Origin of the sequence: Mangrovimonas sp. TPBH4, assembly GCF_001280505.1 — a bacterium.
Classification (GTDB): Bacteria; Bacteroidota; Bacteroidia; order Flavobacteriales; family Flavobacteriaceae; genus Mangrovimonas_A.
On record NZ_LBIO01000051.1, the window covers coordinates 14,388 to 38,975 of the forward strand.

The window sequence follows — 24,588 nt, forward strand, 5'->3', positions numbered from 1 at the left end:
TTGGCCCTTCCCTTAATTTTTGTTTTATAAGTCAAATCCAATATTGACACCCAGTTTTTTGGCAATCAATTTTGTAATACGTTTTTTAATTTCAGGAATTTTAACGGAATCCAATACATTGTTACTGAAAGCGTACATCAAGAGTGCACGCGCTTCCTTTTCTGGAATTCCTCGGGAACGCAAGTAGAACATCGCGCTCTCGTCCAATTCTCCAATAGTACATCCATGCGAACACTTCACGTCATCGGCAAAAATCTCCAACTGTGGTTTCGTATTGATCGTCGCTTTATCACTCACCAAAATGTTATTGTTGGACTGGAATGCATTGGTTTTTTGCGCTTCTTTTTCAACAATCACCTTACCATTGAATACGCCCGTAGCACTATCACCATAAATGCCTTTATAATCTTGATGGCTTTCACAGTTTGGCTCTATATGATGCACCAACGTACTGTGGTCTACATGTTGTTTGTCACCAATAATGGTCACCCCTTTTAGAGTAGAATCGATACGCTCACCATGTTGGAAGAAATTAAGATTGTTTCTTGTCAATTTTCCTCCAAATGAAAAGGTATGTACCGACGCATGACTCTCCTGCTTTTGCTTGATAAAGGTATTATCAATCAAAGACGCATTTTCGTTGTCGTTCTGTAGTTTGTAATAATCTACAATCGCTCTTTTATTGGCAAAAATTTCGGTAACACTATTAGTCAACACAGGGTTGTCCGTCAAACTTTGATGACGCTCGATAATTTGAACATGTGAGTTTTCATCAACCACAATCAAGTTACGAGGTTGCAACATTAAAGCCGCTTCGTTACCAGTTGAAAAATGCACAATTTGAATAGGCTTTTCAACAATTTTATTCTTTGGAATATGAATATAGGCTCCTTCATTTGAAAAGGCCGTATTCAAAGACGTCATGCTATCATCCTTAGCTGCCTTGTTGAAATAATTTTCAATTACCAAGCGGTATTTTGGTTTGGTGATGGCAGAGGACATCAAGCATACATCCACCCCTTCATGGGTAGTTTGTGATAAATGTGAAGAATACTTTCCGTCGATAAAAATGATTTTATACGAATCGATATCATGAATCAAATACGGTTTGATATCCTTGTATTCTATCGCTTTTTCACCTTTGGAAAACAGGCTGTAATCATGCTTTAAAACCGTGTTTAAAGACGTGTATTTCCAAGCCTCTTCTTTTTTGGAAGGAAAGCCTTTTTCCTCAAATGTTTTTATGGCATTGTTTCTTATGGCATGTAGAGGCGAGTGATCTTCTAAGTTATCCTCGAATGCAAAGTAAGAAGCAACTAATTTTTCTTTTAAATCCATATGTTCAATCTTCAATAATCAGTAAGAAAACAACGGTTTTCCAAATTAGGCGTTTACTTCTTCTTTAACCCAATCGTATCCTTTTTCTTCTAATTCATGAGCCAATTCCTTGCCTCCTGATTTTACAATTCTACCTTTATATAACACATGCACATAATCTGGCACGATATAGTCCAGCAAACGTTGGTAGTGCGTAATTACCACCACAGCATTGTCCTTACTTTTTAATTTGTTCACCCCATTGGCAACAATACGAAGGGCGTCGATATCCAACCCTGAGTCTGTTTCGTCAAGGATGGCCAATTTAGGCTCCAACATCGCCATTTGGAAAATTTCGTTACGCTTCTTCTCTCCTCCAGAAAACCCTTCGTTTAAGGAACGTGACAAGAATTTTCTATCGATTTCCAATAATTCGGATTTCTCACGAATCATTTTAAGCATTTCGTTGGCTGGCATTTCTTCCAAGCCTTTCGCCCTACGGGTTTCGTTGATGGCCGTTTTCATAAAGTTGGTCACCGAAACACCCGGAATTTCAACAGGATATTGAAAAGATAAAAAGATTCCCTTGTGGGCACGCTCCTCAGCAGAAAGCTCGTCAATAGACTCACCGTCCAAAAGGATTTCACCTTCTTCCACTTCATATTCTTCCTTCCCTGCGATAACCGAAGCCAAGGTACTTTTTCCAGAACCGTTTGGCCCCATGATGGCATGAACTTCGCCAGGTTTTACTTCTAGGTTAATTCCTCTAAGAATTCCTTTATCCTCAACACTTGCGTGTAAATCAGTAATCTTTAACATACTTATTCTGCTCCTAATTTAATAACATCCTTTTCCTTGTTGGATGCCATAACTTTAATAATCTCTTTTATATCAAAACGGTTGTCCCAACCTTCTTCACCCTCTGGTTTTGGAGTAATCACCCCTCTCACCTGAACGGTTACATAATCGGTTGGTTCTACCTTATAGGCCTTTGCCATATCATCCAACTCATGCATCTTCTCATTAATCACCACGGCATAAACCTCAGATGGCGTGTGCAACACAGCAGCATCGGCATAGTACACAAACTCACCGGTCATTTCCACATACCCATCATTTTTTTGGGCAGTTTCAATTACGGCGTCTTCTGTGACCTCAACTGGTTTTGACTCGTTTTTACAACTTAAAGCCAATCCGGCTATACATAATAATGTGAAGATGTTTTTCATATATGAATTCACTTTTTGGATGTTACACTTTTAATTTCTAATCTAATGCTTATCCTACGGAACCTTCCAAACTAATTTCCAATAATTTTTGAGCTTCCACAGCAAACTCCATTGGCAATTTATTCAACACCTCCTTACTGAATCCGTTCACGATAAGTGCAATCGCTTTTTCAGTATCGATACCACGTTGGTTACAGTAAAAAATTTGGTCTTCACCAATTTTACTGGTCGTGGCCTCGTGCTCAATTTGAGCCGTTTTATTTTTAGCTTCAATGTATGGGAAAGTATGGGCGCCACACTCATTACCCATCAACAAGCTATCACATTGCGAAAAGTTTCTCGCATTTTCCGCTCTAGAATGCACCTGAACCAAACCTCTATAAGAGTTTTGGGATTTTCCTGCAGAAATACCCTTGGAAATAATGGTCGACTTGGTATTCTTACCTAAGTGAATCATTTTAGTTCCGGTATCTGCCTGTTGGAAATTATTGGTAACAGCGATAGAATAAAATTCCCCTACCGAATTATCCCCCTTCAACACACAACTTGGGTATTTCCAAGTCACGGCACTCCCCGTTTCTACCTGCGTCCAAGAAATCTTGGCATTGGTTTCACACAATCCACGTTTGGTTACAAAATTGAAAACTCCTCCTTTACCTTCAGAGTTTCCGGGATACCAGTTTTGAACCGTTGAATATTTGATTTCGGCATCGTCCATAGCAATTAACTCCACCACCGCAGCATGCAATTGGTTCTCATCTCTACTTGGTGCGGTACATCCTTCCAAATAACTTACATAACTACCTTCATCGGCAATTACCAAGGTACGTTCAAACTGACCTGTTCCGGCTTGGTTAATTCTAAAATAGGTAGACAATTCCATTGGACATTTTACCCCTTTTGGAATATAACAGAAACTCCCATCACTAAACACAGCACTGTTTAAGGCCGCATAAAAGTTGTCTTTTTGTGGCACGACAGTCCCAATGTATTTTTTCACCAATTCTGGATGCTCTTGGATGGCTTCGGAAATGGAACAGAAGATGATCCCTTTCTCCGCCAAGGTCTTCTTGAAGGTAGTCGCTACAGACACCGAATCAACCACTACGTCCATAGCCACACCAGCCAATTTCTTTTGTTCATCCAAAGAAATCCCCAACTTCTCAAACGTCGCCAACAATTCTGGATCTACTTCATCCAAACTATTGTATTTCGGCTTTTTGTTAGGTGCAGAATAATAAGAGATCGCCTGAAAATCGGGCTTCTCATATTTTACGTTAGGCCATTCTGGCTCTATCATTTGCTCCCAAGCCCTAAAGGCTTCCAACCTCCAATTGGTCATCCACTCTGGCTCTTCCTTCTTTTTGGAAATAGCTCTAACAATATCCTCGTTCAATCCAACCGGAAAGGTCTCGGACTCTATATCTGTATAAAAACCGTACTCGTATTCTTTGGTTTTTAACTCTTCTCTTAAATCGTCTTCAGTATACTTACTCATTCTCTTTACGCTTCAATTTACAGTGAAAACGACTCACCACAACCACAAGTTCTGTTTGCATTGGGGTTGTTGAATACAAAACCGCTTCCATTTAAACCTCCGGAATACTCCAAGGTGGTACCAATTAGGTATAAAAAACTCTTTTTGTCAACAATAATTTTCACACCATTGTCTTCAAATACCTTATCCTCATCCAATTGTTCTTTGTCAAACTTCAAATCGTAAGACAAGCCAGAACAACCACCACTTTTTACACCTACCCGAACAAAATCGGTTGAAGAATCATAGCCGTCCTCGGTCATTAATTCCACAACTTTCTTTTTAGCCGCTTCTGATACTTTTATCATAATAATGTAGATTACATCTAAATAGACTGCAAATATACAATATAAGTAGGCTTAATCAAGCGAACCTAACATTATATTAGCAAATAGGTCTATAGAAACTATTGATGCCCTAGAGCGCTGTCCATTATCTTAAAAATGATTCCTCAAATCATCCAATAATCCTTAAATTTGCAGCATGATAGAAGACAAGAATCAAGCCCGTACCCCACTTAGTGAACTTGGAGAATTTGGACTTATTGACCATTTAACCAAGAACTTTAAAATCACTCATGAATCTACCATCAAAGGCATTGGTGACGACGCCGCTGTTTGCGATTTTGGCAACCAGCAAGTAGTCATCAGCACCGATTTATTGGTAGAGCACGTGCATTTCGACTTGAGCTATATGCCATTGAAGCACTTGGGATACAAAGCCGTTATGGTGAATCTTTCCGATGTATATGCCATGAATGCCATGGCCAGCCAGATTACCGTGTCCATAGCTGTTTCCAACAGATTCCCTTTGGAAGCTCTGGAAGAATTGTACGCCGGTATCGAAACGGCCGCCAAAATTTACGGTGTAGATGTGGTGGGTGGGGACACAACGTCTTCCACCAAAGGACTACTAATTTCAGTAACTGCTTTTGGAACCGCTAACAAGGAGGACATTGTCTACAGAAGTGGTGCCAAACCTAACGACCTTTTAGTGGTCACTGGAGATTTGGGAGGCGCCTACATGGGACTTCAAGTTTTGGAACGCGAAAAGAAAGTATTTGAAGTCAACCCAAACAACCAACCAGATTTGGACGCTTACACTTATATTATCGAGCGACAACTAAAACCTGAAGCTAGAAAGGACATCGTGAAATTATTAAAGGATCTGGAGGTCAAACCAACTTCCATGATTGATATCAGCGACGGCCTGTCTTCTGAAATTATACACCTATGCAAACAAAGTAAAGTTGGTGCGGAACTTTACGAAAATAAAATACCACTAGATCCACAAGTCATTTCCACCTGTGAGGAATTTGAAATTGACAGCACGACCATTGCTCTTAATGGCGGCGAGGATTATGAATTGTTAATGACGATTTCGCAAGAGGATTTCCCTAAAATTAAGGCCAATCCCAACCTGTCGATTATTGGTTATATAACCGAAGAAAGCAGAGGCATGCATTTAATCACGCGTGGAGAAGAAGCTATCCCAATTATTGCAAAGGGATGGAATGCTCTAAACAGTTAAGAACAGTGATGCTCTAATTTTCGCTTGGTCCTTTTTTCATAAAGTTGACGAAGCAATTCATTGATTTCCTTTCGGGTATCGGTCAAAGGAGTCAATCTACCCGTATCACTGGTAGTTACTTGTTTTTTACAGAACTTACACTCATACTCTTTGACATAGAGCGTAACCTCTTTTTTCATCACGAAATGATGATCGAACAGTTTACAAATTAAAGTTTTCAAAGCGCTATTCAATTAATTATTAGGGACTCCTAACTTAGTAAAAAAATTGAATTGAGCAAGTAATTTAAAGTTAATAAATTAACAGGTTTTTTCTTTCAAAAGGAGAAGATGAAACACTCAGCAAAAACCAACTGAATATCAGTAAAATACAATTTTAAATCGTTTTTCAGAAGCATATCGAAAAACAACTAAATGTTAAAAAGACAAGGAAGGACTTTTCCTTAATAAGCGGCAGATCCCAAAGTTTTAGCCTGCATACGCGTCATGCGTCTGTTGTAAACCTGCTCCAACAAGCTATTTATTTCTTGATACTTAGGAGTGAGTTCTCTTAAATGTCCATCGCTATCAGTAGTCAATTGTCGTTTACAGCATTTACAAGTATACTCCTTAACATGCATCGTTACTTTTTTAGTCACTTCATAATTGTGACCAAAAACACCACAATATAATTTGGCTGCAGAATTGGGGTTAGTAGTTTTTTTCATAATCGCTTGATTTGAGACAGTTAAACTTAATGAAAAAAACAAATTAAATTCGTTAAAACAACCTATTTTTCGATAAACTGAAATATTTTGTAATCCAATTCTTTCTTATTTTCAATATAGCTCATATGCCCATCTGCAAATTCAACCAGTTCAATATCTGAATTGCCCACATAAGCCATAACACTTTCATAATCCAAAACAGGGTCTTTCAACCCGATCACCAACAATTTCTTATACTTAGCATTAACAAATTGTTTCCGTCTATCCTTCCTAATTTTCATCCCTTCCAACGCAGCAATTATTCCTTGCAAAGGTGTTTTGAGCGCTTCGCTACGCACTTGATCTATTACATCAGAAAAACGTTCTCTATTGTCCTCAGCAAATAAATTGGAAATCGCCATACTTACAAAAGCTCTATGGTTTTGCTTAACTGCTTTGACGGCCCTATCCCTATTCAGCTGACGCTCCTCACTATCACCTTCAGCCGTAGAATTCAACAAGCAAACACTCAACACATTTTCTGGAAACAATTCTGCCAAAGCCAAAGCAACATAGCCTCCCATAGAATGCCCAATAACTGCGGCCTTTGAAACCCCTAGATGTTCCAAAACTGCATGCACCATATCCGCCATATCTTCCATCGTGTGGATATAGCCCAAACATTCCGTTTCTCCATGTCCCAACAAATCAATAGCAATTACCTGACAACTGCCATTTAATGTTTTTGTTAGATGCTGCCACATCTTGGCATTCTCCAAAAAACCATGAAGCAGCACAATTGGCTTTCCTTCTCCAGATACTTCAAAATGAACGGAAACCCCTTTATATTGAATCGTCATACGAACACTAATTTAAATTTAAACACAAAGATAAACTTATTGCCAACCACCAAGCGAACACGTCTAGCTTTTCAATCTTTTAATTACAGAAAAGGCCTTGTCAATTAAATGATCTTCAATCAGCACAGTAAATTCATTGGTGGTAGAAACCACTTCATACAAGGAAATCCCCTCCCAAGCCAAACGCTTAAATATTTGATAATACAATCCCGTAATCCTTGAGTTGTCCTGCGGTAAACTTATACTAATGGCAGACAACTGCCCAACCACTCCTATTTGCTGCTCACCCTTAAAGCAGTCTATCACATGAGCCTCCTCCGAGCTTGAAATAATAATATTGCTTTCATGAATTCCTCTTGTGAATGCGTAAAAAATACTTGTATTGGAGGCCACATGTTCCAAAATCTTGGAATGACTATTAATCAAGGTCTTGGAATTTTGATAGGTAAAATCAGTTAAGTTGGATCGCACCGTAATATCCCCCAAACCTTCAAGCATCCTTTTCAATTTAACAGAATTTGCCAAATTTTGAGGCGGACTGTAGCGCCTTAATGCCATCATTATAGCACCGGACTTTACAGGCTTTTTCAACATTTCGCTAACACTTGGCACCAATTCTTCCGCCAAAGCACTATAATTAATAATATTTCTAGACAAAGCCTCCTCCAAAAAAGGCTGCGACACCAATAATTCGGTCACACAAGACGCAATAGTTTTCATTCGGTTAATTATTTAACAATATGTGCAAATTTAGCTTATTTTTTTTATTTTCATTCTGAAACAGCCTCTTATAAATAACTTTGCACCTCAAATAAAGATAAAGACTATGTTAGTATTAAAGTTTGGAGGTACTTCAGTTGGTTCGGTAACCAACATGACCAATGTAAAAAATATCATTAATGACGGCAACAAAAAGATAGTAGTTCTATCTGCCATGTCTGGAACCACCAATGCTTTGGTGGAAATTTCAGAAACCATTAAAGCAAACAAGATTACAGAGGCCAAGCAGTTGGTAGCATCCCTAAACGACAAATACCAAGATGTAATTGAAGAACTACTTCAGGACCAAACCTTGAGCAATGAAGCTCAGGCCTACATTCTTGAAGTAATCAATCTTTTATTGTCTTGCACTGAAAAACCTCATAGCGAATTACTTTATAACACCATTGTATCTCAAGGTGAGTTGCTATCCACCTTTTTGTTTACACAATTCCTAAGACAAGAAGGCATCAATGCCCAGTTAATTTCGGCATTGAATTTTATGCGTGTAGACAAAGCACATGAGCCAGACAACTTCTATATCAAACAAAATTTAAACCGAATCATAAACGATCTTCCTGAGGCCGACATTTATATCACCCAAGGGTTTATTTGTCTAGATGCCGAAGGAGAGGTTGCCAACCTACAACGCGGAGGAAGTGATTATACAGCCACTATTATAGGTGCAGGCATTAAAGCTGATGAAGTTCAAATATGGACAGACATCGATGGATTCCACAACAACGACCCTCGTTTTGTACAGGATACTCACGCCATCTCTAATTTGTCTTTTGACGAGGCTGCAGAATTAGCCTATTTTGGAGCTAAAATATTACACCCTCAAACCGTAATGCCTGTACGCGATTTGGACATTCCGGTAAGATTGAAAAACACCATGGCTCCATCCGCTTATGGAACTTTAATCACCAATGAAATCCACGGTGAAGGCATCAAAGCCCTTGCGGCTAAAGATGGTATTACCGCCATTAAAATCAAATCTGGCAGAATGTTATTGGCACACGGCTTCTTGAAAAAAGTATTTGAAATTTTCGAGAAATACGAAACGTCCATCGACATGATTACCACTTCGGAAATTGCTGTGTCCCTAACCATTGACGATACTACAAACTTATCTCATATTGTAGAAGAATTGGAAAAATTCTCTTCCGTGGAAGTTGACGAATACAGAACGATTGTTTGTGCAGTTGGAAACAATATCGTATACCATCCGGATACGCCTAAATTGTTCCAAATCCTTCAGGATGTCAACATCAGAATGATTGCTTACGGCGGTAGCAACAACAACATTTCATTGTTGATCAATACCAGTGACAAGGTAGAAACCTTAAGAAAACTAAACCGCTATATTTTTGAGACTGAAATGGTCGACTAACCAAATCTCAAAACAAAAAAAGGACGTTGAAAAACGTCCTTTTTTTTATTTCAAATAATGATCAATTATTGATTCATTAAATCTTCAATCTCTTCGGCCTGAATTGGGATATTTGCCATCAGGTTAAATGGCTCTCCACTTGGCTGCACCACCACATCATCTTCCAAACGTATTCCAAAACCTTCATCCGGAATATAAATTCCCGGCTCAACAGTAAACACCATGTTAGGCTGCATAGGCTCTGTCAAAATACCATAATCATGTGTATCCAAACCAATATGATGGCTGGTACCATGCATGAAGTACTTTTTATACGCCGGCCAATCCGGATTTTCATTTTGAACATCAGCTTTATCCAAAAGTCCAAGTCCTAAAAGCTCCGAGGTCATCAATTTTCCAACCTCCACATGATACTCCGCCCAAAGAGCACCTGGCACCAAAAGTTTAGTCGCTTCATCCTTCACCCTTAAAACAGCATTATAAACTTCCTTTTGTCTTTTGGTAAATTTTCCAGAAACAGGAATCGTTCTACTCAGGTCGCTCGAATAGTTTGCATATTCAGCCGCTGTATCAAATAAAATCAAATCACCATCCTTACATTGCTGGTTATTTTCAATATAGTGCAATACATTGGCATTATTTCCCGATGCAATGATAGGTGTATAGGCAAATCCTTTGGAGCGGTTACGCAAAAACTCATGCATCAGTTCAGCTTCGATTTCATATTCCCAAACCCCTGGCTTCACAAAATCCAAAATGCGACGGAATCCTTTTTCAGTGATATCACAAGCCTTTTGCATCAAGGCAATTTCGATAGGATCTTTTACGGAACGCAAACGCTGCAAGATTGGGTTACTCTTGGCCACACGGTGCGCAGGATAGCGATCTTTCAACCATTTTACAAATCGCGCCTCACGGGTTTCAGTTTCAACATTGGCTCTGTAATGCTCATTTGTGTTGATATACACCGTATCACTTTGGGTCATCAATTCAAACAACACTTTTTCCATGTCCTTCAACCAATACACCGTCTTAATTCCTGAAGTTTCAAACGCCTTTTCCTTGGTCAACTTCTCTCCTTCCCAAACAGCAATATGCTCATTGGTTTCTTTTAAAAACAACAATTCCCTGTGCTGCTCCTTCGGACAATCAGGAAAAATCACCAAAATACTTTCTTCCTGATCCACACCACTCAAATAGAAAATATCCCTACTTTGTTGAAATGGCATGGTGCTATCTGCACTAATTGGATAAATATCATTGGAATTAAAAATCGCCAAACTATTGGGCTCCATTTGAGCTGCAAAGTTTTTACGGTTTTTAATAAACAATTCTCGATCTATAGGTAAGTATTTCATAAAATTATATTTAGACAACAAAAGTAATTAGATTCTATCAGGATATCAACTTAATAAGCATTTGTTCCATGTCTGCATTCCTACCAACCTACTCTTAAAAATTATACTATTTTTAAAACTTTTAAGTTATATACAAAACCCCCAATCCTATGAAGATTTTAAAATTTAGCGTATTAGCTGCCATAGCAATGATGATGTCTTGCAGCGAAGACCAAGACGACAACATCCAAACTTCAGACCCCAACCTAATCATCAAATTGAAATTCGATCCTACTCAGGAACGTCTTAATAATTTAGGCCAACCAGCCAGTATTCCAGAAGGCAATGCCGCCCAATCTCCCTCCATTAACCGCATGAGCGCCAACTACATTGAATTTGCACCGGGAGCTTTCACGCCTCTAGGCGAAGGTGAAGTCATTTTTATGGGTGCGGAAACCACAGCAGGAGGCGCCAACGCCATCGACTTTCAAAATGCCACATTTGGTGGCGATGGCGATGTATTTTTAACCGTACCTTTGAGCCAAGTCACTTCTGGAACCTATGAATGGGTGCGCGTTTCCTTAGCCTACCAAGAAGGAGAGATTGATTTACTTGTAAACGGTGCCGATTATACAGGAACTCTGGCAAGTTTTGTGGGCTACAACACCTACATCACATCTTTTGATTTAAATGGCAACACTTTTGAAGTAAACGATAACCGCCTACAAGGATTTTGGGCTTTTGAAGTAGAAGGCTACACTTCTGAAGGGCAAGCTCCAGAAGGCGCCACAACAGTACCAAATCCATTATTTGATTCATCTCCTGTTCCACAGGGATCTTGTGTGGTAACTGGTGAGTTTGAAAACGGCCTGACCATCACCGGAGAAGAGACTCAAGATGTCGAGGTGGTACTTTCATTTTCCATCAACAACAGTTTTGAATGGACCGAAGTAAATTTTGATGGAAAATATGAACCTGCGGCCGGGGAACAGGTGGTAGACATGGGACTAAGAGGCTTAATTCCAATGGTATCAAATTAAGACCATTTTCAATCTGTTTAAAATCATTCTAAATACTTAATTTAAACTACAGCCCTTTGCCTAAATCTCTTTTGAAGTGTATCTTTGTTCGATAAAAATTAACTTCAAAAAAATGAGCGGATTTCTTAAATCTTCGATAGGAAGAAAAGTGGCCATGGCACTTTCGGCCTTCTTCCTAATGTTTTTCTTAATAATTCATTTAGCGGTAAACATTACATCACTTTTTAGTCCCGATTTATTCAATGAATTATCACATTTCATGGGAACAAATCCTTTGGTGCAATTGGCCTTACAACCTGTATTGATATTTGGTGTTGTATTCCACTTTGTGATGGGTTTTGTATTGGAATTAAAAAACAGAAAAGCCATTGGTGTAAAATATGCACAAAACAATGGTGGAGCCAATTCAACTTGGATGAGCCGAAACATGATCATCAGTGGTATTGTTGTATTAGCATTTATTTTGCTTCACTTTATCGACTTCTGGATTCCTGAACTTAACGTAAAATACATCCACGGCGATATGTCTGGATTATTGCCAGATGGCGAAAGCTACCGTTATTTTGAAGAACTACAACACAAATTTGCATCTCCTATCCGAGTGGGAGCCTATGTAATTGCGTTTGTGCTTTTAGGTTTACACTTGGCTCACGGATTTACTTCGGCATTCCAATCTATGGGAGCTACTGCCGGACGTAAAAAAACGATGCAACAACTAGGGAAAGCGTATTCTGTAATTATCCCTCTAGGATTTATCATTATCGCGTTATTCCATCACTTTAACCATTAATCTTAAATACAAAATGGCTTTAGATTCAAGAGTACCAAAAGGTCCAATTAAAGATAAATGGACAGACTATAAAAATAAAATCAACCTGGTGAACCCAGCCAACAAGCGTCATATTGATGTTATCGTTGTGGGAACAGGTTTAGCAGGAGGTTCTGCTGCGGCTACCTTAGCCGAATTAGGGTATAACGTAAAGGCTTTTGCCTACCAAGATTCACCACGTCGTGCACACTCCATTGCAGCACAAGGGGGTATTAATGCCGCCAAAAACTATCAAGGTGATGGTGACTCCACTTATAGATTATTTTACGACACCGTAAAAGGTGGCGATTACCGTTCTCGTGAAGCGAACGTATACCGCTTGGCTGAAGTATCTGCCAACATCATCGACCAGTGTGTGGCGCAGGGGGTTCCTTTCGCTAGAGATTATGGTGGATTGTTGGACAACCGTTCGTTTGGTGGGGTTTTGGTATCCAGAACGTTTTACGCCAAAGGACAAACAGGACAACAATTATTGCTAGGAGCCTACTCTGCCATGAACAGACAGATTGCTCGTGGGAAGATTGAAATGTTCAACAGACACGAAATGTTGGACGTTGTAGTGGTAGACGGTAAGGCCAGAGGTATTATTGCCAGAAACCTTATTACCGGTGAAATAGAGCGCCACTCTGCACACGCGGTTGTGATTGCATCTGGTGGATACGGAAACGTGTATTTCCTATCAACCAACGCAATGGGATCCAACGCTACTGCAGCTTGGAAGATCCATAAAAAAGGGGCTTACTTCGCGAACCCTTGTTTTACGCAAATTCACCCAACATGTATTCCTCGTTCAGGTGATTACCAATCTAAGTTGACCTTGATGTCAGAGTCCCTTCGTAATGATGGACGTATTTGGGTTCCTAAAAACATGGAGGATGTAATGGCCATTCGTGAAGGTCGCAAAAAGCCTACCGATTTATCGGAAGACGAAAGAGATTACTACTTAGAGCGTCGTTACCCTGCTTTCGGAAACTTGGTGCCACGTGACGTAGCGTCCCGTGCAGCAAAAGAGCGTTGTGATGCCGGTTACGGTGTGAATGCCACTGGAGAAGCGGTGTACTTAGATTTTGCTTCCGCTATAGAACGCTATGGTAAGGAGCAAGCTAAAATTCACAATATTGAAAACCCAACAGAGGCTAAAATATACGAGTTAGGAAAAGGAATCGTAGAAGCTAAATACGGGAACTTATTCCAGATGTACGAAAAGATCGTTGATGAAGATCCGTACAAAACTCCAATGATGATTTACCCTGCAACCCACTATACAATGGGTGGTGTTTGGGTAGACTATAACTTGATGACTACCATTCCAGGATGTTACTGTATTGGTGAAGCCAACTTCTCAGACCACGGAGCAAACAGACTTGGAGCTTCAGCCTTAATGCAAGGTTTGGCCGATGGTTACTTCGTATTACCATACACGATTGGAGATTATTTGGCCGATGATATTCGTACAGGAAAAATCTCAACAGACTCTAAGGAATTTGAGGAAGCCGAAAAAGCAGTTACAGACCGTATCAACTTCTTCGTAAACAATAATGGAACCAAATCTGTAGACTACTTCCACAAAAAACTAGGAAAAGTGATGTGGGACAAAGTAGGGATGGCACGTAACGAACAAGGTTTAAAAGAAGCTATGGCTGAAATTAAACAGATTCGTGAGGATTTCTGGAAAGACGTAAAAGTACCAGGGAATGCCAACGAAATGAACCCTGAATTAGAAAAAGCAGGTCGTGTGGCCGATTTCTTGGAATTGGGTGAGTTGTTCGCTAAAGATGCCTTAATGAGAGAAGAGTCTTGTGGAGGTCACTTTAGAGAAGAATCTGTTGAAGAAAGCGGCGAGCAAAAAGGAGAAGCAAAACGTAACGATAAAGACTTTGCTTTTGTTGCTGCATGGGAATATAAAGGGGAACCTGCCGATGCCGTGCTACATAAAGAAGAACTAGAATTTAAAGATATCGAACTAAAACAACGTTCATACAAATAAGATTGACATTATGAATTTAACACTTAAAATTTGGAGACAGAAAGACTCGAATGCAAAGGGTCAAATGGTCGATTATAAAGTTACTGATATTTCAGAGCATATGTCTTTTCTTGAAATGATGGATGTTTTGAACGAACAATTGGTAAACACCGGAGAAGAGCCAGTAGCCTTCGATCACGACTGTCGTGAAGGTATTTGCGGAATGTGTTCGCTCTACATTAATGGTGAAGCACACGGTCCAGACCGTGGAGTTACCACCTGTCAGTTGCACATGCGTATGTTCAAAGACGGTGACACCATTACCATCGAACCTTGGAGAGCTGCGGCATTTCCTGTGATTAAGGATTTAATTGTAGACAGAACCTCTTTTGAGCGCATTCAGCAAGCAGGAGGGTATATCTCGGTAAACACGTCTGGAAATACACAAGATGCCAACGCAATTCCTATTTCTAAGCATGCTGCCGATGAAGCCATGGACGCCGCCACCTGTATCGGGTGTGGTGCCTGTGTAGCCACTTGTAAAAACTCTTCTGCAATGTTATTCGTAGGAGCCAAGGTATCTCAATATGCCCTATTACCACAAGGACAGGTAGAAGCTACAGACCGTGTAATGAACATGGTGAAACAAATGGATTTAGAAGGATTCGGTAACTGTACCAACACAGGAGCTTGTGAGATTGAATGTCCTAAAGGCATTTCATTAGAGAACATTGCTCGCATGAACAGAGAGTTCTTAAAAGCTACTATAAAAGGATAAGCCTTTCATAGCGATTGATATTAAAAATCCTAAGCAACACTGCTTAGGATTTTTTTTGTTTCTTTAGCATTCATTTACAACCCATGAAACAACCTACAACCTTCTATAAAACCCAATTAGAAAATCATCAAAATCGCTTAAAGCAATTCAATAAAAAATTGGTAGCTTTAAGCTCTCTGCGCCTAACGGTCTTTTTGGTTGCTGCCATCGGCATTTACTTTACCTTCAGCACATGGCAGGTTGCTTTGGCAATAGGAGTTATAGGAACCATTCTATTTGTATTCCTGCTATCCAAATACACCGATTTAAAACGTCAGCGAGCCTTAACCAAAGCCTTGATCAACATCAATGAAGCTGAATTGCAAATGCTCTCTGGCAACTATGACAAACAGCCTACTGGAGAAAAATTCCTAGATCCGCACCACGCCTATAGTTTAGACATTGACCTCTTCGGAAAAGGCTCTTTCTTCCAAACCATAAACCGAACTAAAACTAAAGAAGGCAAACAGTATTTGGCCAATACCTTAACCGCCAATAACATTAAAAACATCGCCGAACGCCAAGAAGCTATCAAGGAACTCACCAAGCTCCCGGAATGGCGCCAAAACTTTTCGGCTTTGGCGTCCTTGATTCATGTAGAAACACCAAACAAGGACATTATCCATTGGCTACAGCATTACAAACCCTTTGCCAACCAACTATTAAAATACCTTCCTTTAGGCTTTAGCATGGCATCTTTAGCGCTATTGGCATTAACGGTATTCCAGCTCATCCCAATGTCCATCAGTGGCTATTGGTTGTTATTAGGACTCATGATCACGGGGCGTCATTTAAAGAAAATAAACATACTTGCCGCTCATACCGATAAAGTAAAAGATACGTTTCGTCAGTATGCACAATTATTGCAACAAATTGAAGGACAAACGCTCCAATCTAAACTCCTTACAGAGAAACAAGAACAGATTCAATCCCATCATAAAAAGGCGTCGGACATATTTGGACAATTGTCTGGCTACCTCGATGCTTTGGATAATAGAAACAACCTGATCTCCGCCGTTTTTGGAAATGGCCTGTTCCTAACCGACCTAAAACATAGTTACCATATCGAACAATGGATAGCAACTTATAAGGACGTCACCAAGGAATGGTTTGAAGTGGTCTCCTTCTTTGAAGCTTATAACTCTTTGGCCAATTACGCCTTCAACCAACCTAACTTTGTGTACCCTAAAATTGTGCAGGACCAATCCCTTATCCATGCCAAAGGCTTGGGCCACCCTTTGTTGGATGCCAACAAACGCATTGCCAGCGACCTCATCATCAACAATCAACAATTTTTTATTGTCACTGGCGCCAATATGGCTGGAAAAAGCACCTTTCTACGTACCGTCTCCCTGCACATCGTGATGGCCAATGTCGGGCTTCCGGTATGCGCCCAAGAAAGCAGTTATCACCCAATCAAGTTGATTACAAGCATGCGCACCACCGATTCCTTGACCGATGACAGCAGTTATTTCTTTTCAGAATTGACCAGATTAAAATACATCGTCGACGCTATCCAAGACGAGCCTTACTTCATCATCTTGGACGAAATCCTGAAAGGCACCAATAGCACTGATAAAGCCATTGGCTCCCGTAAGTTTGTAGAAAAACTAGTCGCTACCCATGCTACGGGCATCATTGCCACCCACGACTTGAGTTTATGTGAAATTGAAAAAGAATTACCACCAGTTGCCAACTATTATTTTGATGCCCAAATAGTAAATGACGAACTGTTTTTCGATTATAAGCTCAAAAAAGGCATCTGCCAAAACATGAATGCCAGCTTCCTATTACAGAAAATGGGGATTGTGTAATCATATAACAGCATCACAAACACATTACTTCTGTCCCTTTCAAATGCAAGACTTCGCAACCCAATCTCTGAACTTTCAAATTCCCCCTTCGAAGGGGGACTAAGGGGGATGTCAGATTACCGTTAAAAATTGAGTTTACCACATTTTTGGACAAGCAAAAAATAAAAACACACCAAACAAAAACAAACCACACAAAATATCAATATTGGGTTATTCCTACATCCTTTTAATATCTTAATCAGCCATTTCTAATGAATACCTACATTCACTTACAAATAACTTAAAACATGCCTTTACAAAAACATAGATTTAAAAATTTAGGATCAATACTCCTTACGTTTATTCTGTTCACCCTTGTTGTTAGCCAAAGCCCATCACCTACAGTGGAAATTATCAAAGAATATGAAGGAGATTCGAAATTTATAAAAAAATACGACAAATCATTTAAATCCATGGGTTATGAAAACTATTCATATCTAACTATTATACAGGTAGATGAGAGTGATAAGATTACTGTAAAGGCTCAAGATAGTACTTTATATTCAGGAACACCACAAATGTCGTATTTAGGTTTTAGTTATAGTTTATATCTGAACCGAGATAAAAGCTATGAGCTTTTTATTAATGGGGAGCAAATTAATATTGATTCCCAACAGCTAAAAAAGTTTAGGATATTAGAATTAAGTCTTTCTACTGACAGTTATTTTAAAATGAAGAAAAAAATCCTATCAAATAAAAAATACACCTTAACATATACCAATCTAGGAAGGAGCTATAGATAAATATCAAAAACCACCCCAAGATTTTGTACTTTTAAAGGATGACCCATGAATTCAAAAACATCCTAGAACAGGCTCATAGCAACCAAAAAAGACATTTAAAACACGTCTTGGCAACCGTGGTGGCTCTAGACGGCTCCTCCTACAGAAAACCCGGAGTACAGATGCTTATTGACGAAAACGGTCATATGACGGGCGCGGTAAGCGGTGGATGTGTGGAAAAGGAAGTCGTGCTGCAATCACTATCGGTGTTCAAGAAGGGTATACCCAAAGTGATAACCTACGACGGGCGCTACCGATTGGGTTGTGAGGGAACCCTTTTCATTCTATTGGAACCCTTTAGCATCACAGAAGAAACCTTTAACACCATACAAAAAGAACTATCGGCACGTCGCCCTATGCAATGGATCTCCTATTTTCAAAAGGAAGACAAAACAGATGCCTCGTTTGCTTCGGTGTTAGGGCTTGAAGATGGTAGACACATAAGCTTTAGGACGGACGCGGATGAAGTGAGTTATCAAACTGACAACAACAGCTTTCAACAGGAATTTACCCCACTCTCACGTTTGATTATAATTGGAGCCGAACACGATGCCGTACAGCTTTGCAAATCGGCTGTCCAATTAGGCTGGGAAGTCCTTTTAATAGCTTCCCCAAACGACCCCAAGTCCGAATTAGATTTTCCAGGCGTCACCACCATACACCACCTCAACCCAGAGCAGGAATGGCCCTTGCCTATCGATTCGCATACGGCCATTGTGCTCATGACCCACAACTATGCCCGCGACCTGCACTTTGTGTTACAGCTGACCCAAACCCAGCCTTTTTACATGGGCATTTTGGGCTCTTATCACCGTAGGGAAAAGCTTCTTAATGCACTCATAGAACACCAACCCGATATTGCTTCGGAATTTTTAGATGGTATTTTTAGTCCTGCCGGTATTGCCATTGGCGCCATCACACCACAGGAAATTGCCCTTTCCATTCTTAGTGAAATCATTGCGGTAAAGCGCCATCGGGAAGTGCCCTCGCTTCGCTCCTACCTCTGGAATATCCATCCATAACACTACAAGACCTATGTCACACAGTGCCATCATCGTTTTAGCTGCAGGGGAAGCTAGCCGCATGCACCAAATCAAGCAATTGTTGCCTTATAAAAGCACCACGCTTTTAGGCCATGCCCTTACAACCGCGCTTAGCACACATGTCAATACTATCCTTTGTGTATTGGGCGCCCATAGCAAAACAATCTTAGAATATGGACTTCCGAATAACGTCATACCTATAGAAAACATACATTGGAAAGAAGGCATGGGAAGAAGCATTGCAGCAGCTTTACAATATCTAAATGAAGAGCTGCCAACGGTCAACACAGTTCTATTCACTTTAGCAGACCAACCCTTGGTCACCATCGATTATTTAAATAGAATGCTGAAAACGTCACAAGAGCATCCTTCCTCCCTTATCGCTACCAACTACGGAACTTCAATAGGCGTTCCTGCCCTATTTCCGAAGCGCTATTTTGAAATGATAAAGTCATTACAGGGAGAAACCGGTGCCAAAAGCATTCTTAAGGCACACCAACGGAACGTCATAGCCTTGACACCCAACTTCGAGAACTTGGATGTTGACACTCCCGAAGCCTATCAAAAGATTTTAAAACTGTAAATCATCCTACAAACTTAGGTTGTTGCGACACTACCATATACGGTTGCCTGTAGTAACGTGTACCCGTAGCTTTATAGAGCGCATTGGCCAAAGCTCCTGCCACAGGAGGCAACGAAGGCTCTCCAAGGCCTGTAGGCGCAATACCATTGTCCACAAAAAATACGGCAATTTCCAAAGGCGCCTCATTGTTTCGAATAAGGTGGTACCCATCAAAGTTTTGCTGTTGAGTGGCCCCTTTTTCAAAAGTCAACTGACTATACATACAATGGCCTATACCGTCAATGATGCCACCCTCAATCTGGTTAATGGCCCCTTCCTTGTTCACCACAATCCCACAATCTACCGCACACCACACTTTTTTAATACGAATATTGGCATCGTCCACCTTTTCCAAATCGAACACCTGTGCCACATAGGAATTATGCGAATAATAGGCCGCTACCCCGCGGTACACATTTGGCATTTTACTTCCCCAATTGCTTTTGTCACGTACCAATTTCAGGACGCCTGCATAGCGTTCAGGATCGTAATCATTACGTTCACCCACCGGATTTTTGATGGCTTTATCAAACAACTGTAACCTAAAATCGATAGGATCTTTACCTGCAGCTTCGGCAACTTCATCCAAAAAGGACTGTTCAGCGCCCGCCACAAAATTGGACCGTGGTGCTCGCCAAGCCCCCGTAGAAATATTGGTATCCATACCATAATGCGTGGCCTTGTAATTCTCTACCGTACCTGCCGGAAACCTATCTGGAAACAATGGACTCGACGGAATCCCAGCCCCCTTAACTTCAAAAGCGGTAAGATGCCCCTTCTTGTCTAAAGTTGCTCGGTATTGTATATGGTACGACGGACGGTACGTCCCCTGCGTCATATCATCTTCTCTGGTATAGATTAATTTTATAGGCCCACCATAAGCTTTAGAAATAGCGGCCGCCTCCAAACCAAAATTCCCATAAAGGCGTCTTCCAAAGCCGCCACCCATTCGGGTCATATCCACAAAAATCTTGGACTCTGGCATGTTCAGCAAGCCTGCAGCCGATTGCCGTAACTGTTCTGGGGTTTGTATGGGGCCAATAAGCCGTGCCTTATCTGCGGTTACGTCCGCAAAAAAGTTCATGGGTTCCATAGTATTATGGGCCAAAAAGGCACCGGTATACCCGCTTTCTATCACTTTATCTGCCGAAGCAAAAACTCCATCGGGGTCACCATCCTTTCGACCTACCTCTCCTTCACTCTTATCAAATACACTGCTAAAACTGTCCAAATGAGCTGAAGTGGCTTCCAGAGTCCCCACAGTTTTCCAACGCGCCTCGAGGGCTTCTTTGGCTTTCATCACCTGCCAAGTGCTGTCGCCTACCACTACCAAGAGTTCATTAAAGGCATTCACATCAGACCACTGTGGCTTGTCCAAAGCCGTATTCACGGTAAATATCTTTTTAATTCCCGGCATGCTCTTTGCCTTGTCGGCGTTATACCCATCCAACTGCATTCCAAAAGCAGGCGGATGCACAATCATGGCAATGGCAGCACCCTTTTCCATATAATCCAAACCAAACAGCGGCTTTCCTGTAACAATGCCCTTGCCGTCCACATTTTTCACAAAAGTCCCAATCAACTTAAAATCTTTTGGGTCTTTTAGTGGCACCTCTTCGGGAATTTCAATGGTGACTGCTTCCTTCAAGAGGTCTTTATAAACAATACTTTTTCCGCTAGGCAAATGTTTTACCATGCCCTTGTCAGTCACCAATTCATCGGGAGACATGCTCCATAATTTGGCTGCCGAAGCCAGCATTAAATAGCGTGCCGTAGCCCCCGCCATACGCAAACTGTCCCAACCTTGACGGATGGATTGACTCCCTCCCGCCAATTGGCGTGTATATTTTTCGGTGTCCAAGGGCGCCTGTTCTACCTGAACTTGGTCCCAGTCCACATCCAATTCCTCGGCCACAATAAGCGGCATCGAGGTTTTAACGTTCTGTCCTATTTCGGGGTTAGGCGACATGATGGTCACCGTCCCGTCTTCATTCATCCTGATAAACGCGTTGATATTGAAGAGGCCCTCAACCACTTCGGCATTACTGCTACTGTGCGCCAAGCCCGAAAGCCAACTAAACTGCAGCATCAAACCGGCCCCGCCCACTGCGGAAACCTTTAAAAACGAACGTCTATTGAAATGGGTTTTAATATGTGTCATGGCTGCTTACAGTTCTTTGGCGGCCATCGCTACGGCCTTATTGATTCTGGTATAGGTGCCGCAACGGCACAGATTGCCAGTCATGGCATTGCGAATATCGTCTTCGGAAGGGTTGGGATTGCGCTCCAATAGGGCGGCCGCACTCATAATCTGTCCTGCCTGGCAGTAGCCACATTGGGCCACATCTACTTCCAACCAAGCCTTTTGTACCGGGTGCGTACCATCTTTGGAAAGTCCTTCGATGGTGGTGAGTTTCATGCCCTCATTGGCCACAGCACTTACCGGCAAGGAACACGAGCGTATCGCATTGCCGTTTAAATGAATGGTGCAGGCTCCGCACTGCCCAATGCCGCAGCCGTACTTGGTACCCACCAATTGTAAATGGTCTCTCAAGACCCAAAGTACGGGGGTGTCGGCGTCTACATCAACCTGATGTATGGCCCCATTAATGTGCAAGCTGTATTGTGGCATAGTGTGCAGTTTAGTGATTGCTAAAGAATTAAAGTTATAAAAATTTTAACGGTTTTTGGGAAGCCTTAGCAGAACTTTAACGAATGGTAACATTACTGCGCACTGTGAATTTACATTGAAGAATGTAGGTTTTAGCAACCGAGCTTTAAAACGTATTGAAACCTTAAAAAGTGGTACTTCATGCCTAAATCTTTATTATGCGATGTCGATTTTTTTGGAATAGCTTTTTTATAATTCCACCTAAGATTTTACTGAATTTCATTTTTTACAAACACTGGTAATTCCTTTCTATACTCTTCCATGTCTGGCTTGAGTATCCAATTGTAAAAATATGGTGTTGGCTCTCCTCCTGTACTGCTAAGCGAATCTATTTCTTGAAGCAATTCAGAATAACTTTCCAAATGCACTCTCATTTTAAAGTAATCTACAAGAATTATAGAATCATTTGGATGCAACTGCATTCTATGCTCAAGTAAATTTACATTAGCTCTAATGTTATTTTGAGCAGCCCCTATTTCCCCCTTTTTATAATTTAAATAGGCGTTCGACAAATTCAAACTATATTCCTTAAAAGAGGTATCTAACCCTTCAGACTTTTCCAACAAATCATTCAATTCTGAATATCTTTCTGAAAAGAATAGAATTGGAAAAAGCACACTCATATTTTGATCCTTCAATCCAACCTTTTTAAGGTAGCCAGATTCATTCATTAACACATAAGCACTATCTAATGAACTTACCTGTTCAGTCATCATATAGTTAAAATTCAATTTCTTAACCTTACGCTCAATGAGCTCAAAATCATTCTTGTTAGAATCCTCAACTTGATATTTTTGGTTCTTACAAGCAACCAAAACAGAAAGAACCAACAAATTGGCCGTCAATATTTTTTTCATTGGATTATATATAAATTGGAGTTTTATGAAATCACATTTTTTTTTCTCCCATATGCGTATGCATTAAAAGGATAAAACTTTAGGCATAAAATTAGTAATTCAGTTTTCAATCCCTAACGCCTAAGAATTAATTTTTGTGTAACACTGTTTTATCGTAAGCTTCTTGGTACGATAACGACATGCGAAAAACTCCATAAACTTCTACTAATAAATAAGTTTATAAAAACAGTTTATTAATACCTCTTCCTACTTCGCTTTCGTCCCGCCAATACCTGTCTAGCGGCTTCATGCGCTTCGGGTAGTCTACAGGAATCATTCATGATGCGGCGTAATTCGCCATTGGTTCTGTTCGCAAACTTTCCCATTAAATAGGTTACGCGCTCATCATCCAAAAACAGGTACCGATTCACTTTACCATTCCTCCCTCTATACCCACCATGAGCACTTTGGTTGGGATGCAACTCCAAGCGCACTTGCAGATAAAATAAAAATGATAAGAGCATAAACACACCACCCCCCAAAGGAATTAAACGATTAGGATTGATTGTATTCAACCAATCCTCACTTCCTTTAAATACCGCAACAAATACCACCATACAACTAATGAAAAACACACCCAAAGAAGTTTTGTGCAGTTTCAAAAAAATGTTGCAGGAAGGACATTGCAACCTACCTTTAGGTTGAGTCGCAAAGAATATAGAAACCAAACCAATACGGTGGTTACAATTGAGGCATCTGGCCATAGAATAGATTAAGCAAGCGCCCATAAGACGCGGTTGGTTTATAATACCAGTCCAATATAACCATTTTTACCACACTTAAAATTCCAGAATTGCAGCTCCTCTCTGCACCCTAACAATGCCCTGCATCAAACCATACAAACTAAAGACTTGTTATGGCTTGGTTCGTGTTTGGTTCGAGGGTGCTTCTGTAAAATGGTTTGGTTGGAAATATGGTTAAAAACCTACTTCCGCCATGGGCGGAACACGGCGGTCTGCAAAAATAGGGAACGAAGAATCGAAAGTGCAACGCGCAGCGTTTGGCATGTAGCTTCGGGAGTGAACGGTAACTGTCAAGGACAGATAATTTCCTCAGACCGTCTTGATTTTTTGGCTTGGTTTATACTGAGCCTGACGAAGTATTGCATCAAGGCAAATGCGAAGCATTCATGAATACCATAAAATAATTTGAATGAATAAAACGAACGTAGAATAAACACGGCACTGCCAGAAAAACAAAAAAGCTGAACTTAAGTTCAGCTTTTTATTTGTCGGGATGACTGGATTCGAACCAGCGACCCCTAGCACCCCATGCTAGTACGCTACCAGGCTGCGCTACATCCCGTTGTGACCTGCTGATTTTTAAATCAGCGATCAAAAATAAGCAACTGCCCCTATTCATCAAAACCTAAACTCATCAAAATTGAGGTATTTTATAGAGATACCAAACCATCTTGCTATG

The 24,588-nt window shown here is 40.6% G+C and carries 24 protein-coding genes and 1 tRNA gene; 10 read left to right on the forward strand and 15 right to left on the reverse strand.

Going from position 1 to position 24,588, the window contains the following annotated elements; translation table 11 throughout:
* Positions 1–24: 24 nt before the first annotated feature.
* The 5 genes from sufD to ZA05_RS11790 are packed head-to-tail and all read right to left on the reverse strand — an operon-like array spanning position 25 to position 4,391.
* Positions 25–1,338: a Fe-S cluster assembly protein SufD gene (sufD, locus tag ZA05_RS11770; protein WP_053991891.1), complete on the reverse strand. Its 1,314-nt coding sequence runs from the start codon at positions 1,336–1,338 to the stop codon at positions 25–27.
* Between the two features lie 45 nt (positions 1,339–1,383).
* Positions 1,384–2,136, reverse strand: a complete 753-nt coding sequence (sufC, locus tag ZA05_RS11775) for a Fe-S cluster assembly ATPase SufC (RefSeq protein ID WP_053991892.1) — start codon at positions 2,134–2,136, stop codon at positions 1,384–1,386.
* A gap of 2 nt (positions 2,137–2,138) precedes the next feature.
* On the reverse strand, positions 2,139–2,546 hold the full coding sequence (locus tag ZA05_RS11780) for a hypothetical protein (RefSeq protein WP_053991893.1): 408 nt from the start codon (positions 2,544–2,546) through the stop codon (positions 2,139–2,141).
* 49 nt (positions 2,547–2,595) lie between these two features.
* A complete protein-coding gene (gene sufB / locus ZA05_RS11785; protein ID WP_053991894.1) occupies positions 2,596–4,044 on the reverse strand; it encodes a Fe-S cluster assembly protein SufB in 1,449 nt (482 codons plus the stop codon).
* 17 nt (positions 4,045–4,061) lie between these two features.
* Complete coding sequence (locus ZA05_RS11790) at positions 4,062–4,391, reverse strand: iron-sulfur cluster assembly accessory protein (protein WP_053991895.1); 330 nt, start codon at positions 4,389–4,391, stop codon at positions 4,062–4,064.
* Positions 4,392–4,566: 175 nt separating this feature from the next.
* Here ZA05_RS11790 and thiL point away from each other — a divergent pair, with 175 nt between their 5' ends.
* Positions 4,567–5,613, forward strand: coding sequence for a thiamine-phosphate kinase (gene thiL, locus ZA05_RS11795; protein ID WP_053991896.1), 1,047 nt, complete (start codon positions 4,567–4,569; stop codon positions 5,611–5,613).
* Here the strand turns inward: thiL and ZA05_RS11800 are convergent.
* The 4 genes from ZA05_RS11800 to ZA05_RS11815 form a co-directional block, all read right to left on the reverse strand.
* Complete coding sequence (locus ZA05_RS11800; RefSeq protein ID WP_231632489.1) at positions 5,610–5,792, reverse strand: hypothetical protein; 183 nt, start codon at positions 5,790–5,792, stop codon at positions 5,610–5,612. The two genes, thiL and ZA05_RS11800, sit on opposite strands and share 4 nt — an antisense overlap.
* 263 nt (positions 5,793–6,055) lie before the next feature.
* Complete coding sequence (locus ZA05_RS11805) at positions 6,056–6,319, reverse strand: hypothetical protein (protein ID WP_053991898.1); 264 nt, start codon at positions 6,317–6,319, stop codon at positions 6,056–6,058.
* 62 nt (positions 6,320–6,381) lie between these two features.
* Entirely contained in the window at positions 6,382–7,158 is a 777-nt protein-coding gene (locus ZA05_RS11810; RefSeq protein WP_053991899.1) for an alpha/beta fold hydrolase, read from the reverse strand.
* 63 nt (positions 7,159–7,221) lie between these two features.
* Positions 7,222–7,878, reverse strand: coding sequence for a hypothetical protein (locus ZA05_RS11815; protein WP_053991900.1), 657 nt, complete (start codon positions 7,876–7,878; stop codon positions 7,222–7,224).
* Positions 7,879–7,984: 106 nt separating this feature from the next.
* On the opposite strand from ZA05_RS11815, the gene ZA05_RS11820 reads away from it, so the two are divergent.
* Positions 7,985–9,310, forward strand: a complete 1,326-nt coding sequence (locus ZA05_RS11820) for an aspartate kinase (RefSeq protein WP_053991901.1) — start codon at positions 7,985–7,987, stop codon at positions 9,308–9,310.
* A gap of 65 nt (positions 9,311–9,375) precedes the next feature.
* Here ZA05_RS11820 and ZA05_RS11825 read toward each other — a convergent pair whose 3' ends face one another.
* The gene (locus ZA05_RS11825) at positions 9,376–10,668 is read right to left on the reverse strand and encodes an aminopeptidase P family protein (protein WP_053991902.1); all 1,293 of its coding nucleotides are present in this window, start codon (positions 10,666–10,668) and stop codon (positions 9,376–9,378) included.
* 149 nt (positions 10,669–10,817) lie between these two features.
* On the opposite strand from ZA05_RS11825, the gene ZA05_RS11830 reads away from it, so the two are divergent.
* The 8 genes from ZA05_RS11830 (at position 10,818) to ZA05_RS11865 (ending at position 19,560) form a co-directional block, all read left to right on the forward strand.
* The gene (locus ZA05_RS11830; RefSeq protein WP_053991903.1) at positions 10,818–11,687 is read left to right on the forward strand and encodes a hypothetical protein; all 870 of its coding nucleotides are present in this window, start codon (positions 10,818–10,820) and stop codon (positions 11,685–11,687) included.
* 112 nt (positions 11,688–11,799) lie between these two features.
* A complete protein-coding gene (locus tag ZA05_RS11835; RefSeq protein ID WP_053991904.1) occupies positions 11,800–12,477 on the forward strand; it encodes a succinate dehydrogenase cytochrome b subunit in 678 nt (225 codons plus the stop codon).
* Between the two features lie 13 nt (positions 12,478–12,490).
* Positions 12,491–14,503: a fumarate reductase/succinate dehydrogenase flavoprotein subunit gene (locus ZA05_RS11840; RefSeq protein WP_053991905.1), complete on the forward strand. Its 2,013-nt coding sequence runs from the start codon at positions 12,491–12,493 to the stop codon at positions 14,501–14,503.
* Between the two features lie 10 nt (positions 14,504–14,513).
* Entirely contained in the window at positions 14,514–15,260 is a 747-nt protein-coding gene (locus ZA05_RS11845) for a succinate dehydrogenase/fumarate reductase iron-sulfur subunit (RefSeq protein WP_053991906.1), read from the forward strand.
* Between the two features lie 83 nt (positions 15,261–15,343).
* A complete protein-coding gene (locus ZA05_RS11850) occupies positions 15,344–17,113 on the forward strand; it encodes a DNA mismatch repair protein MutS (protein ID WP_053991907.1) in 1,770 nt (589 codons plus the stop codon).
* A gap of 287 nt (positions 17,114–17,400) precedes the next feature.
* A complete protein-coding gene (locus ZA05_RS11855) occupies positions 17,401–17,895 on the forward strand; it encodes a hypothetical protein (protein WP_053991908.1) in 495 nt (164 codons plus the stop codon).
* Positions 17,896–17,933: 38 nt separating this feature from the next.
* Positions 17,934–18,956: an XdhC family protein gene (locus ZA05_RS11860; RefSeq protein ID WP_053991909.1), complete on the forward strand. Its 1,023-nt coding sequence runs from the start codon at positions 17,934–17,936 to the stop codon at positions 18,954–18,956.
* Between the two features lie 13 nt (positions 18,957–18,969).
* Positions 18,970–19,560, forward strand: coding sequence for an NTP transferase domain-containing protein (locus ZA05_RS11865; RefSeq protein WP_082333764.1), 591 nt, complete (start codon positions 18,970–18,972; stop codon positions 19,558–19,560).
* A gap of 1 nt (position 19,561) precedes the next feature.
* Here ZA05_RS11865 and ZA05_RS11870 read toward each other — a convergent pair whose 3' ends face one another.
* The 5 genes from ZA05_RS11870 to ZA05_RS11890 form a co-directional block, all read right to left on the reverse strand.
* Positions 19,562–21,760: a molybdopterin cofactor-binding domain-containing protein gene (locus ZA05_RS11870; protein ID WP_053991911.1), complete on the reverse strand. Its 2,199-nt coding sequence runs from the start codon at positions 21,758–21,760 to the stop codon at positions 19,562–19,564.
* Between the two features lie 6 nt (positions 21,761–21,766).
* Complete coding sequence (locus ZA05_RS11875; RefSeq protein ID WP_053991912.1) at positions 21,767–22,231, reverse strand: (2Fe-2S)-binding protein; 465 nt, start codon at positions 22,229–22,231, stop codon at positions 21,767–21,769.
* Positions 22,232–22,479: 248 nt separating this feature from the next.
* Positions 22,480–23,127: a hypothetical protein gene (locus tag ZA05_RS11880; protein WP_053991913.1), complete on the reverse strand. Its 648-nt coding sequence runs from the start codon at positions 23,125–23,127 to the stop codon at positions 22,480–22,482.
* Between the two features lie 233 nt (positions 23,128–23,360).
* A complete protein-coding gene (locus ZA05_RS11885; RefSeq protein WP_157514703.1) occupies positions 23,361–23,768 on the reverse strand; it encodes a hypothetical protein in 408 nt (135 codons plus the stop codon).
* Positions 23,769–24,397: 629 nt separating this feature from the next.
* Positions 24,398–24,471 (reverse strand) — tRNA-Pro (locus tag ZA05_RS11890).
* Positions 24,472–24,588: the final 117 nt, after the last annotated feature.